Source organism: Actinomadura sp. NTSP31 (assembly GCF_041951385.1).
Classification (GTDB): Bacteria; Actinomycetota; Actinomycetes; order Streptosporangiales; family Streptosporangiaceae; genus Spirillospora; species Spirillospora napierensis.
Map to the genome: position 1 here is coordinate 376766 of NZ_JBGNUT010000003.1, position 12517 is coordinate 389282.

Sequence of the window (12517 nt, forward strand, 5' to 3'; positions counted from 1 at the left end):
AGAGGAATCCTTACCGGGTTGGCATCACGCGTGTGGGAGAGCTGTCAAGAAGCCGGCCTTCTGTGATCGCGCCACAGTCGCACGATCATCAGAGCTGCCGCGATCACCGCGCCCAGGAGGAACCCCACCAGGAAGCCGGTGCGCGAGTCCTCGGGCGCGAAGGCCAGCCAGCCGCCGCAGACCGCGATGATGAACAGCCCGTAGCAGACCACGAACGTGTAGAAGCGCTTGCTCCAGAAGAACCGCTTGGCCGGCATGTCGGGCGGGGCCTGCAGCTCCGCGTCCGGTCCCAGGCTCGCCGCCTTGGCGCGCTTGAAGTACTCGAACTGCACCCAGGTGCCGCACGGCTCCCAGCCGTCCGGTGCCAGGCGCCCCTCGACGGCCTTGCGGCGGCCCGGCAGGACGGTCTCGCGCCGGTACTCCCAGCGCTGCGGCCGCTCGCCGTCACGGCGGCAGACGAAGCGGCCGACCGAGTCGACCCGTTCGACCTCCCAGCCCTCGTCACCGAACCGGTTCAGCATCCTGCGGTCCTGGAAGGCGTCGGCGGTCCAACGCCACGTCTGCGCGGACGCGTCCGGTGGGGAACCGCCGTCCCAGGCCCCGTCCTCCGACGGGACCAGCCGCGCGGCGAACTCCTCTACGGGACCGAACTCCTCTTCTGGGGCGGACCCCGACTCCGCTATGTAGGCGGCAAGGTCGTCGACCGTCCCCGCCACCTCGTCCGCGGGGACGCCGCTGCCGCGCAACCGCTCCGCCAGGTCTTCGAAATAGGGAGTGGTCATCGGATTCCTCCTTGCGCGAGCACGTCCCGTACGGATCCGTCGAACGTCAGCCAGAGCGCCCCCTGCTCGGCGAGCGTCGAACGGCCCTCGTCCGTGAGCTGGTAGTAGCGGCGCCCGGGGCCGCGTTCGGCGACCCGGTACTCGGCGGCGACGAGGCCGGCCTCCTCCAGGCGGTTGAGCACCGGATAGAGGGTGCCGCCCTTGATCTGGCCCAGGCCCGCCTTGTCGAGCGTCTTGGCGATCTCGTATCCGTAGCTCTCGCCGCCGGTCAGGCTGGCGAGCACCAGCAGATCGAGGACGCCCTTGAGCCAGCTAGCGCGTCGGTCGGCGACCATGGCGACCCTCCTCACAGCCGTACGGACAGGGGCACAAACTAGCTCCCGACAGGGACGACATTGGAATTCCGCGCCTTCGTGGTGATCCAGGGGAGGACCACCATGCTGAGCACGTCGATGAAGATGTGCAGGCACACGGGCACGAGAAGGCTGCCGCTCGACAGGTAGAGGTTGGTCAGCGCGTAACCGACCCCGGCGACGAGGATCATTCCGGCCCATCCCTGGTACACGTGTCCGACGGTGAAGAGGGCCAACGCCAGTGCGGCCGCCATCGTCACGTTCAGCCCGAGGACGTCCACGCCCAGGGCGATGAGGAAGCCCCGGTACACGAGTTCCTCCGAGACGCCCGCAGTGACGGCCATGGCCAGCGCGTACCAGCGCTCGGTGGACGTCCTGGGGAGCATCTCCTTGATCTGGCTGTTCTTCGCCAGATTCCTGCCGGCACGCGCGCTCCGGTAGGAGAGCCACGCGAGCAGGGGCATGGTCACGCCGATCGCGACCAGAGCGGTGATGGCGAAGGCCGGCTCTTCCGGAGCACGCACCCCGATGTCCGAGAAATGGACGCCAGGCGAGACGAGCAGTATCAGCACCGCCAGTGCGGCGGCCCACCACGAGCCTGAAATCCACCGGCGGAACATGCCGATCAGTGCGTTCGGGTCCCGGTCGCGGCGTTGCCGCATGCGGTCGTAGGACCGCTTTCCCCACAGCCCTTCAGCCAGCACGTAACCGATCAGCGGCACCGCCAGGCCGAGCCCCAGCGGCGAGAAGTCGGGCGAGATCTGCACCGGGCCACCTCCGTCTCGTCCAGCATGACGATCTAGACGGTAGAGCAAGCTAGTTAGCAATGCAACCTAGGTAGCTCCGAACGACCCCAGGCGGACATCCGTCGCTAAACGGAACGATCACTCGGAATAGCCGGAAGGATCTTGCGGTTGCAACTAACGTGCGAACCCCGGTCGGCGGGGTACCACGTACGGCACGTCCACGACGACCCCCTGGAGGCAAGTCATGCCCAGCAGCATCCTGCGGCCCCGCACCAGTACCGGCCACAAACACGTGAAGACGACGTCCCTGCGCGCGCTCGCGGTCGCCGCGCGCCTGGAACGACACCATGCCCCGGAGGGCCCACCGGGCGGCTCCCCCGGCCGGGACGAGCAGCCGCCGCCCGAGCGGCGGACGCCGGACCCGGCCTGACCCCAGCGCGCACCGGCCACATCCGGCCGCCGCGACCGAAGCCCTCGCGCACCCGCGCGAGGGCTTCGGCGCATCTCGGCGACGGGCTAGATCAACCGATCTGCGAACCGCATACCATCTTGTGGCCATAGTCTTGCGGAACGAGCCGGAAGCGACGGGGAGCGAGTGGTGTGACGGACAGGACGATGCCGGACGCCCATCCGCTGCGGTCGGGCGACCCGACCGAGCTGGGTGGATACCAGATCCTGGGCCGCCTGGGCGAGGGCGGGCAGGGCGCGGTCTTCCTGGGCCGGCCGGCCGGCGCGGACGGCACCGCACGCGCTTCCGACCATGTCGCGATCAAGCTCCTGCACGGCGGGCTCACCGGTGACGAGTCCGCACGGGCGCGGTTCGTCCGCGAACTGGAGGTCGCCAAGCGGGTGGCCAGGTTCTGCACCGCGCAGGTCTTGGACGCCGACGTCGCGGGCGACCAGCCGTACATCGTCAGCGAGTACGTCCCCGGGCTGTCCCTGCACAGCGTGGTACGGCACGAGGGCCCCCGTACCGGCGGTGCGCTCGAACGCCTCGCCATCAGCACATTGACGGCGCTCACCGCGATCCACCAGGCCGGCATCGTGCATCGCGACTTCAAGCCGCACAACGTGATGATGGGCCCGGACGGCCCCCGTGTCATCGACTTCGGGGTGGCGCGCGCGCTGGGCGCGGCCGGTGAGACCCAGAACGTCGGTACGCCCGCCTATATGGCGCCCGAGCATTTCACCGGCGGCCAGGTCGGACCGGCGTCCGACATGTTCGCCTGGGGCACGACCATGGTGTTCGCCGCCACGGGACGGCCCGCCTTCGGCAACGACGAGATGGCGACCGTCATGCACCGGATCATCACCGGTGAACCGGACCTCGGCGACCTGTCAGGCCCTATGCGCGATCTGGTCCTCGCCTGCCTGGCCAAGGAACCGTCACAGCGGCCCACCGCGCGCGAGGCGCAGGAACGGCTCGTGGGAGCGGCCAGCGGCACCTCCGGGGCCGCCGCACCCGTTCCGCCCCTGCCGGCGTTTCCGGGGCTTCCCGTGGAGAACAACGCGGCGTCGCCGTTCGCGGGGTCACCGTTCGCTGGGTCGCCGTTCGCGGGGTCGACCGACCCGAACGCCTCCCCCTCGCTGATGGCCGGAGCGGTCCTGCCGCCCGAGCACGTCACCGATCCCTCAGGCCGGCGCGGCACGACGGCGCCGCAGCCGCCGCTGTACAGCGAGATGACGCCGCAGCCGACGGATCCTCGCTACGCGCCCATGTCGGTTCCACCGCTCCCACCGGTCCCACCTGGTCCTCCTGTGTCGCCCTATGGGGAGGCCCCGGGCAGCGGTAAGCGCGGACGTCTCGTGCCGATCGCGGCCGCGGCGGCGGTGGCGGCCGTCGTCGTGGGCGGCGGCGCGGTGTGGGCGGCCACAAGGTCGGGCGACGGTCACCATGACCGGCCACTGGCGGTGTCCGACCAGGGACAGACCGGGCAGGAGGGCGGGTCCGGCACCGGCGGTACCGCGGGATCGCCGAAGAGCCCTACGAAGAGCAAGCAGCCGCCCGCCAAGGGCAAGCAGCAGGGGCAGGATCCCGCACATCCGAACAAGAAGCAGGGCGGCAAGCAGCAGCCGGGCGGCCCGGCGCCCACCACGGGCACCGGCGGCGGTGGCGGTGGCGGCGGGTCCACGACCGTCAATGAGCCGCCCAACAAGTACACGCCACAGCAGGCGTGCGGCAGCGGCTACAACGTCCAGCGGTCGATCGCCGGGTCGGGTGGCACCGCCTACCTCCTCTACAGCAGCAGCACAAAGCAGAACTGCGCCGTCACCATGAAGACCAGGAACGTCGGTAAGAGCTCCTCGGTGTCGGTGTGGCTACAGGCCCAGGGTGGCAGCCAGAAGGCCGACAGCGGCTCCTACGCGTGGTACGCGGGTCCGGTGTACGTGAAGGCGCCCGGTGTGTGCGTCCGGTTCGGAGGCAACGGCGCCACCGCCCCCTACGGCAACTGCGGCTGAGAAAAATGAAGGCCACCCTCGCGCCTGGGTGGCCTCTGCATCGGTCGTTCTTCGCGTTGGCGGACGGGTCGACGTTCGGTGGACCGTAGCCGACCCGCCGCGGTTCGACGTACCGCACGGTCCCTGTAGCCCGGGCGGCGTGGTTGGCGGTTTCCGGGGTGTCAGTTACGGGAGGCGATGAGGTGGTCGAAGTCGCCGTCCTTGGCACCGAGGATGAGGGCCTCGATCTCCGGGCGGGTGTAGATGAGGGCGGGGCCCTCGGGGTGGCGGGAGTTGCGCATCGCGACCTGCCCACCGGGCAGCTCGGCGATCTCTACACAGTTCCCCTGGGAGTTGCTTCGCCGGGACTTCAGCCACCGCGCCCCCTGGAGCTTGGTGGCGGGCATCCCGTTGTCGTAGTCGGTCTGGAGCATCATGTCTCTCTGAGAAAATCACCAAGAAGCTCGACGGTGCGTTCCGGGGTCGCACTATCGACGCACAGGCGTTCCATCGCCTGCAGATAGGTGTCGACGTCGTCGCGCTTGTCCAGGTACATCGCGCCGGTGAGGTTCTCGACGTAAACCACGTCCGGCAGGTCCTGCTCGGGAAAGCGCAGGATCGTGAACGCCCCTCCCTCGGCGGCGTGGCCGCCGAACCTGAACGGCATGATCTGGATGGTGACGTTGGGCAGCTTCGACATCTCGATGAGGTGCTCGAACTGGCCCCGCATCACCTCCGGCCCACCGATGGGACGCCGCAGCGCCCCCTCGTCGATGACCGCCCACAGACGCGGTGCGTCCGGGCCGGTGAGCCGTTCCTGCCGTTGCAGGCGCAGTTCCACGCGCTGGTCGATCTCGTGTTCGGCGGCTCCGGCGTTGCCCAGGCGTATGACCGCACGCGCATACCCCTCCGACTGCAGCAGTCCCGGAACGAACTGCAGCTCGTACGTGCGGATCAACGCCGCCGACTCCTCCAGGCCCACATAGGTCTGGAACCAGCCGGGCAGGACGTCGTTGTACCGGTGCCACCACCCGGGGGTGTTGGCCTCCCGCGCCAGCTGTATCAGCAGATCGCGCTCGGCCTTGTCGCCGACGCCGTACAGCGTGAGCAGGTCGTCCACGTCGCGTTCTTTGAAGCTGACGCGCCCGAGCTCCAGGCGGCTGATCTTCGACTCCGACGCGCGGATGACGTAGCCGGCGTCCTGACGGGTCACGCCCTTCTGCTCGCGCAGACGGCGAAGCTGCGACCCGAGCAGGATCCGACGAACCGTCGACCCGCTTCCCGGCGTCTCTGGAGTCACGCCCAACCTCCCGGCTATTCGGCGGACAGCGAACCTAGTGTGCCACTGGCCTCCGTGTCCTGCGGTTACCTCCGATCACCCGAGTGCATCGCGGTAGCCCCACACCCACACAACCCGGATGCACGTGCATTGGGCCTTGCATTCGCACGCTACGATGCGCAGGATAACGCACGAGACTTCCGAGCCACGGCTGCACAACGAGATCACTCTGCGGGGTCCGGGGAATGACGTCACGCCATGCGCACGACGACACGCGGTGGGAGCTCGGCCCCCTCACGGGGCCGGCGGCCCCGCGGGACCATGCCGTGCGCTCGACGCCCGTACCGGAGTCGTCCGACCTGCCCACGCGTCTGGACGCGGCCGTGACCGCGCTCACGGAGCTCTCCGGGCCGACGGTCTCCTTCACCGTCCGGCCCGATCCGGAGTCGGTCACCGAGGCCCGGCACTTCGCGCTGTCCCGGCTGACCGAGTGGAACCTGCCGGAACTGACCGACGACGTCGGGTTGGTGGTCTCCGAACTCGTCACCAACGCGCTGCGGCACAGCGGCAGGGCGGCCTGCGGACGGCCGGGCGACGACGTGCACCGCGAGGGCGTGTACGACGACCCGGCCGATCCGCTGGGCTCCGCGCCCGCCGCGATACGGCTGCGGCTCGTCCACAAGAACCCCTGGCTGCTCTGCGGCATCATGGACGCCAGCCGGTCCGCCCCGCGCCGCAAGGAACCCGACTACATAGCCGAGACCGGACGCGGACTGCATCTGGTCGAATCGTTCAGCGTCCGATGGGGATGGCGCACGCTGCCCCAGGGAAAGGTCGTGTGGGCGCTGTTCCGTTCGCCGTGAGGACGCACACCGTGCGGGACCACGCCGCGAAGGACGACTCCGAGAGGGACGCCGCCGCGAGGGATAACGCCCCGCCCCACTGGGTATAGGGGACTGTCCCACGATGAGCGGCAGAGAGGGAGCACCGGTGGACTTCGCCGTCGAGCACCGCGTCGAAAAGGGCCTCACCGTCGTCAAGATCAGTGGCGAGATCGACGTCTTCACCAGCCCCCGGCTGCGCGAGGAACTGCTCGGCATCATCGACAACGGCGGGCTGCACCTGGTCATCGACCTGGGCGAGGTCACGTTCCTGGACTCCACGGGCCTCGGCGTGCTGGTCGGCATCTACCACCGGCTCCGGGCGCGCGACGGCTCGATGTCGTTCATGGGGGTGAACGACCGGGTCCGGCGGGTCTTCCACGTCACCCAGCTCACCAAGATCTTCGTGTTGCACCGGTCGCTGGAGGACGCCATCGCCGCCCACGAGGCCGCCGCGTCCTGACCGCCGGCCGCCCCGCGGGCTTCGAGACCCGCGTCTCCCGGGTCGGGATGACGGATTTCCTCCCGATTTGGGACCGGTCCATCGCGGAGTTATCCACAGTTCGCCGTGAAGGCGCCGCGCCCGGTCGCAACCGGTACGGTGAGTCAGAGATCAAGCCCGCCGCCTGGGCCCGGCCCACCGACGCGCGCGGTGCTGACCGCCAGCCGATCATCGAACGGACGGGAGCGCTCCGTGGCAGAACAGCCGCTGCATGAGCACACGCTCGGCAATGGCCTGCGCGTGGTGGTCTGCGAGGACCATGTCGTACCGCTGGCAGCCGTGAACATCTGGTACGGCGTCGGCTCGCGGCACGAGCGGGCCGGCCGCACCGGGCTCGCCCACCTCTTCGAGCACCTGATGTTCCAGGGCTCGGCCAACGTCGCCGAAGGCGAGCACGCCGCGCTGCTGGAGAGCGCCGGCGCCGCGTTCAACGCGAGCACGTCGTTCGAGCGCACCAACTACTACGAGACGGTCCCCGTCAGCCACCTGGAACTGGCCCTGTGGCTGGAGGCCGACCGGATGGGCACGCTGCCGGCCGCGCTCACCCAGGCCAACCTCGACAACCAGCGCGACGTGGTGAAGAACGAGCGCCGCCAGCGCTACGACAACCAGCCTTACGGCACGGCCTTCGAGCGCTTGTGCGCGCTCACGTTCCCCGAAGGCCATCCGTACGCGCACACCCCCATCGGCTCCATGGAGGACCTGGACGCGACCACCCTCGAGGACTGCGCCGACTTCTTCGGGACCTGGTACGCGCCCGGCAACGCCGTCCTGTCCGTCGTGGGGGACGTCGACCCGGAGAAGACGATCGACGCGGTCGAGCGCTACTTCGGCGGCATCCCGGCCGGCCCGCGCAAGCCGCCCGCGCGGCCCGGCGACCTCGGGCCGCTCGCCGGGGTGCGCGGCGAGACCCTCGACGAGGAGGTCCCGTCCCCCGCGTACTTCGCCATGTTCACGCTGCCCACCGACGGCGGCGACGACATCGAGGCGGCCGAGCTCGCGGTGGAGATCCTCGGCGGCGGCTCCGGCTCGCGGCTCTACGACCGGATGGTCCGCCGCGACCAGATCGCCACGGAGGTGTGGGCCGGGGTGACCCGGCTGGCCACCGGCCAGTCGCTGGCCATCGTCGACGCCATCGGGCCGGAACCGGACAAGATCGCCGCGGTGCTGGACGAGGAACTGGCCCGGTTCGCCGCCGACGGCCCCGACGCCGACGAGGCCGCCCGCGCCACCGCGCAGGCGGAACGGGGCTTCCTGGAGCAGACCGAGACGGTCACCGGGCTGGCCAACGCGCTCTCCCAGAACGCCACCCAGTTCGACGACCCCGCCCGGGTCTTCACCGCCCCCGGGCGTGCCGCGGCCGTCACCGCGGACGCGATCAAGGAGATGGCGGGCCGCTGGCTCGCCCCGGGCGGCCGCACCGCCCTGACCTACGGAGGTACGCCGTCGTGACCGGTCCCAGCCCCGACCTGCCTCCCGGTACCGCGGGCCTGGCCCTGCAGCCCCGTCCGGTCCCCGGGCCGGTGCCGCCGTGGCAGTTCCCGGCCGGCACCGCGGGCCGGGTCCCCGCCGGGCCCGGCACCCTGCGCGTCGACCTGCCCGGGCGGCGCCTCGCCGCGGTCAGGCTCGTGCTCCACGCGGGCGCCGGCCGCGAGCCCGAAGGCCTGGACGGCGTCGCCACGCTCACCGCGCACGCGCTGCTGGAGGGCACCGAGCCCGGCGGCGGCACCGCGCTGACCGCCGCGTTCGAACGGCTGGGCGCCAGCCTCTACGCCTCCGCCGACCTCACCGCCCTGCGGATCGCGCTGGACGTGCCGGTGACCCGGCTCGGTCCCGCCCTGGAGTTGTTCTCCGCCGTGCTGCGCGGCCCCGCGCTGGACGACGCGGACGTCCGGCGGCTCGTCCGCGAGCGGCTGGAGGAGATCGCGCAGGAGGACGCCGACCCCGGATCGCGCGCCATGCGGGAACTGCGCGCGGTGATGTTCCCCGCCGCGGCCCGCGCGGCGCGGCCGACCGGCGGCACCCGCGGCTCGGTCGGCGCGCTCCAGGGCTCCGACGTCCGCGCCTTCTACGGCTCGGTGGTGCCCGCGGAGGCCACCGCGGTCGTCGCCGGAGACCTCACCGGCACGGACGCCGACGCGGCCCTCAGCGCGGCGCTGGAAGGCTGGGCCGGGACCGGCGGGCCCCTCCCGACCGCCGACCGGATCCTGCCCGAGTCGGCCGCCAGGATCGTCGTGGTGGACCGTCCCGGCTCCGTGCAGACCTACATCAGCCTCGCCCACGGCGTGCCCGACCGCTCCCACCACGACTGGCCGTCCCTGATGGTCGCCTCCCATGTGCTGGGCGGCGGCCTCACCTCGCGGCTCAACGCGGTGCTGCGCGAGGAGAAGGGCTACACCTACGGCGTCCGCGCCGGACTGCTGCGCATGCGGCACTGCGGGGTGTTCATCGCCCAGGGCGCCGTGCACACCGAGGTCACCGGCGACGCGGTCGCGGACGCCCTCACCGAGCTGCGCGGCGTCGTCTCCCGGGGGATCGACGCCGAGGAGCACGGTTCGTCCGTCCGGGCACTGGCGGACCGGGCGCCCGCCGAGTACGAGACGGCCCGCGCGGTCGCCGCCGAACTCGCGGACGCGTCCGCCAACGGGCTGGGGGCCGACTACCCCAGCAGCTACCTGGCGGCCGTCCGGGCCTCCACCCCCGACGGTGTGGCCCGCGCCTACAGCAAGCACATCGACCCCGAGGCGCTCACCATCATCGCCGTAGGGGACGCCGCGCAGATCCGCGAACCGCTGGAGAAGCTCGGCTACGGCCCGGTCACCGTCACCTCGAAGGAGGAATGACCTCGCCCGCCCCATGCCGTGCCGCCGAACCGCGGCTTCACGCCGGGGAACGGCGGCACGGGCGAACCGATGGCATGGTGGATTCCGTCTGACATTCGCGGGGGGACGCTCCCCCGCGCGTCGGGAGAAGGGAACGGCCGGTGTCCTACGGGCAGATGGCAGGCGGCCCGTCCGTCGACACGATCCTCGCCGAGCCCCATTGCAAGCCGGGCGGCGTCGTGGCGGGCAAGGTCCATGTGCGCGGCGGAGACCGTCCCCTCGAGGTGCGGCACGTGACGCTGGCGCTGATGCCGCGCATGCGCAACGGCCACGGCGAGACGGCCGGCCCCGAGGTCTACCGGGGCGCGCTGACCCGCCGCTTCACGCTGGATCCGGCGCGGCAGCGCGACCTGTCGTTCTCCATCCCGCTGCCGTACGAACTGCCGTTCACCACCGTCCTCGGACGGGAGCTGCCCGGCTTCACCATCGGGCTGTGCACCGAGGTGGACGTGGCCGGGCAGCCCGACCCCGGCGACATCGACCCCATCTCGGTGGAGCCGCTGGAATCCCAGCAGTGGGTGCTCGCGGCCATCGCACGGCTCGGCTTCCAGATCAGGGACGTCACGTTCGAAGAATCCGAGCTGCGCGGCGTCACCCGGCACCTGCCGTTCCACCAGGAGATCCACCTCGCGCCGCCGGCCGCCTTCCAGGGCCGGCTCGACCAGGTCGGCCTGACCTTCGTCGCCAGCCCGCGCGAGGTGACCTTCGTCCTGCGCGCCGAGGGCCGCGCCGCCGCGTCAGACGAGTCGTTCGGCGTGTTCACGGTCGGGCACGCCGAAGCCGCCGAGACGGACTGGAACGCCAAGATCGGCAAGTGGCTCGACGAGGCCGCCGCACTCCCCCGGGCGGCCAACCCCAGCCCGCCGCCCGGCGGCTCCCCCTACGGCGACCAGGGCGCCTTCCCGCCACCGCCTCCCTCGCCCGGACAGCCGGCCCCAGGCGGCGAGTACGGCAGGCCGGGCAACGCCCAGTTCCCGCCGCCCGCCCCCGCACCGGGAGAAGCTCCCGCCCCCATGCAGCAGCCCGGCCACGCGGCCGCAGGATCCCCTTTCCCGCCTCCGTCCCCTCCCCCGGGCGGCGCGGGGTTCCCGGGCGGCCCCGGCCCGGCCTACCCGTCCGGCCCCCCAGGGCCCTTCCCACCCGCACCCGGCAGCGCGCACGGCCACCCGCCCGGACTACCCGGTCCGTCCGGTACCCCCGGCGGCCCGCCCGGCGGTCAAGGCTTCGCGTCTCCGGCCGCCGGCGCGGCACCCGCCTACCCGCCAGGCGGCTACCCACCGCCCGCAGCCCCCGGCTTCCCGTCCCACGAAGGCCCCGGCGCGTCCTACCCATCGGGCCCAGGTGGCGCCAACGCACCGGCGGGCGGATTCCCGCCACCTGTATCGCCGATGGGCGCGAACCACGGCACCCCATCCGGTTTCCCGCCCGCCCAACCGGGCGGCGGATCCGCGCCAGGCGCCTTCCCACCGCCGCCCGGCGCACCTGGTCATGCACCCGGCGGCTTCCCACCACCTATCGGCTCCGGCCCCGCCGCGGGCCACGCGCCCGCCGCACACTTCTCACCCGGCCCGGGCAGTGCCCACGGGGGCCACGCCTCCTATCCGCCACCCGCCGCCCCTCTCGCCGGACATGGCGGCCCCTCGACTCCCCCGCCCGCACCCGGCGGCCCGCCACCCGCCCCCGGCGGCCCGCCTCCCGCTTTCGGCGGTCCGCCGCCACCCGCGCCTGCCGGGCCCGTGCCCTACGCACCCGCTGGGCCGCCCCCGCCTGCTCCCCCCGGCCCCGCGCCCTATCCGCCGCCGATGCACGTCCACCATGGTCACCATCGCCACCACTACGGCCCCGGCCTCGGCACAGCCGGGCTGGTCGGCGGCGCGGTCGTGGCGGGCGTCGCCGGAGGCATGGCCCTGGAGGCCATCGGCGACGCGGCCGGAGATGTCGCGGGCAACATCGCTGGAGACATCGCCGGTGACGTCGCCGCCGAGGTCCTCGGCGGCCTCTTGGGCGGCCTCTTCGGCTGACCACCACAAGGACCGAACCCCGGCACGCCCCAGCCACCAAACACCGCCCCACCGGCGCCGTTCCGGCCGCCAGCCCAAGGCCGACCTCGCCGGTCGGGCTGATGTCACCGTCCCTCACCAACACGCTCGTGGACGCAGCGCAGGCTCATCGCCTCCTCGCACAGCTGCCCGTTCTGCGGCGGCGTCGACGCTGTGGCGAGCACCTCGCACCGGCACCCACGAGGGACGACACGCGTCCAGCACTGTCCTGCCGTGGTCGGGCAGGAGTGGTGCAGCGCGTCCCAAAGGGACCGGCCGCGTGTGGCCGGTGTCCTTGTCCTGATCGCCTCAGGCGAGATGACGGGCCACGCGTCCCAGAGGGCTGCGACGCGTCGGTTGGTGGCCTGGTCGCCGTCGGGGCGGCAGATGAGTGCGGCGCGCCTCGGAGAGGGCGACCGCGAGCGGGTGGTGAGCTGGCCGCCCTGAGGACGGAAGATGGTCCGGCGTACCTCGGAGAGGCGGGCGCGTGCGGGGATGGCCTGGGTGTGGTCGGGGTGGGAGATGGTGTGGCGTGTTTTGGAGGGGCGGGCGCTTGTGGGGGGTGTTGGGGGTGTTGGCGGCGGTGACGTGGAATCGTCCGTGCGGCGGCCGGG

Annotated in this window: 12 protein-coding genes; 7 read left to right on the forward strand and 5 right to left on the reverse strand. The window is 72.0% G+C overall.

From position 1 onward, the window contains the following. Window positions 1–44: 44 nt before the first annotated feature. The 3 genes from ACA514_RS06935 to ACA514_RS06945 are packed head-to-tail and all read right to left on the reverse strand — an operon-like array spanning window position 45 to window position 1902. Entirely contained in the window at window positions 45–782 is a 738-nt protein-coding gene (locus tag ACA514_RS06935) for a hypothetical protein (protein ID WP_375040170.1), read from the reverse strand. After that, window positions 779–1117 carry a PadR family transcriptional regulator gene (locus ACA514_RS06940; protein ID WP_375040171.1) on the reverse strand — a complete coding sequence of 113 codons (339 nt, stop codon included), beginning with the start codon at window positions 1115–1117 and terminating at the stop codon, window positions 779–781. The genes ACA514_RS06935 and ACA514_RS06940 overlap by 4 nt, the downstream gene beginning before the upstream one ends. Before the next feature lie 38 nt (window positions 1118–1155). Next, the gene (locus ACA514_RS06945) at window positions 1156–1902 is read right to left on the reverse strand and encodes a CPBP family intramembrane glutamic endopeptidase (protein WP_375040172.1); all 747 of its coding nucleotides are present in this window, start codon (window positions 1900–1902) and stop codon (window positions 1156–1158) included. A gap of 223 nt (window positions 1903–2125) precedes the next feature. Between ACA514_RS06945 and ACA514_RS06950 the strand changes: the two genes are divergently transcribed. Together ACA514_RS06950 and ACA514_RS06955 are read left to right on the forward strand one after the other, a co-directional pair. Further along, a complete protein-coding gene (locus tag ACA514_RS06950) occupies window positions 2126–2311 on the forward strand; it encodes a hypothetical protein (protein WP_375040173.1) in 186 nt (61 codons plus the stop codon). A 170-nt stretch (window positions 2312–2481) separates the two neighbouring features. After that, complete coding sequence (locus tag ACA514_RS06955) at window positions 2482–4341, forward strand: serine/threonine protein kinase (protein ID WP_375040174.1); 1860 nt, start codon at window positions 2482–2484, stop codon at window positions 4339–4341. Window positions 4342–4502: 161 nt separating this feature from the next. Here ACA514_RS06955 and ACA514_RS06960 read toward each other — a convergent pair whose 3' ends face one another. After that, a complete protein-coding gene (locus ACA514_RS06960; RefSeq protein WP_375040175.1) occupies window positions 4503–4757 on the reverse strand; it encodes a DUF397 domain-containing protein in 255 nt (84 codons plus the stop codon). Then, the gene (locus ACA514_RS06965; RefSeq protein ID WP_375040287.1) at window positions 4754–5575 is read right to left on the reverse strand and encodes a helix-turn-helix domain-containing protein; all 822 of its coding nucleotides are present in this window, start codon (window positions 5573–5575) and stop codon (window positions 4754–4756) included. Before ACA514_RS06965 ends, ACA514_RS06960 begins: the two co-directional genes overlap by 4 nt. Before the next feature lie 269 nt (window positions 5576–5844). On the opposite strand from ACA514_RS06965, the gene ACA514_RS06970 reads away from it, so the two are divergent. The 5 genes from ACA514_RS06970 (at window position 5845) to ACA514_RS06990 (ending at window position 11885) form a co-directional block, all read left to right on the forward strand. Further along, a complete protein-coding gene (locus ACA514_RS06970; protein ID WP_375040176.1) occupies window positions 5845–6462 on the forward strand; it encodes an ATP-binding protein in 618 nt (205 codons plus the stop codon). A gap of 103 nt (window positions 6463–6565) precedes the next feature. Beyond that, window positions 6566–6943 carry an STAS domain-containing protein gene (locus tag ACA514_RS06975; RefSeq protein ID WP_375040177.1) on the forward strand — a complete coding sequence of 126 codons (378 nt, stop codon included), beginning with the start codon at window positions 6566–6568 and terminating at the stop codon, window positions 6941–6943. Window positions 6944–7174: 231 nt separating this feature from the next. After that, complete coding sequence (locus ACA514_RS06980) at window positions 7175–8434, forward strand: M16 family metallopeptidase (protein ID WP_375040178.1); 1260 nt, start codon at window positions 7175–7177, stop codon at window positions 8432–8434. After that, entirely contained in the window at window positions 8431–9825 is a 1395-nt protein-coding gene (locus ACA514_RS06985) for a M16 family metallopeptidase (protein ID WP_375040179.1), read from the forward strand. The genes ACA514_RS06980 and ACA514_RS06985 overlap by 4 nt, the downstream gene beginning before the upstream one ends. A gap of 140 nt (window positions 9826–9965) precedes the next feature. Further along, on the forward strand, window positions 9966–11885 hold the full coding sequence (locus tag ACA514_RS06990; protein WP_375040180.1) for a sporulation protein: 1920 nt from the start codon (window positions 9966–9968) through the stop codon (window positions 11883–11885). The last annotated feature ends 632 nt before the right edge of the window (window positions 11886–12517 follow it).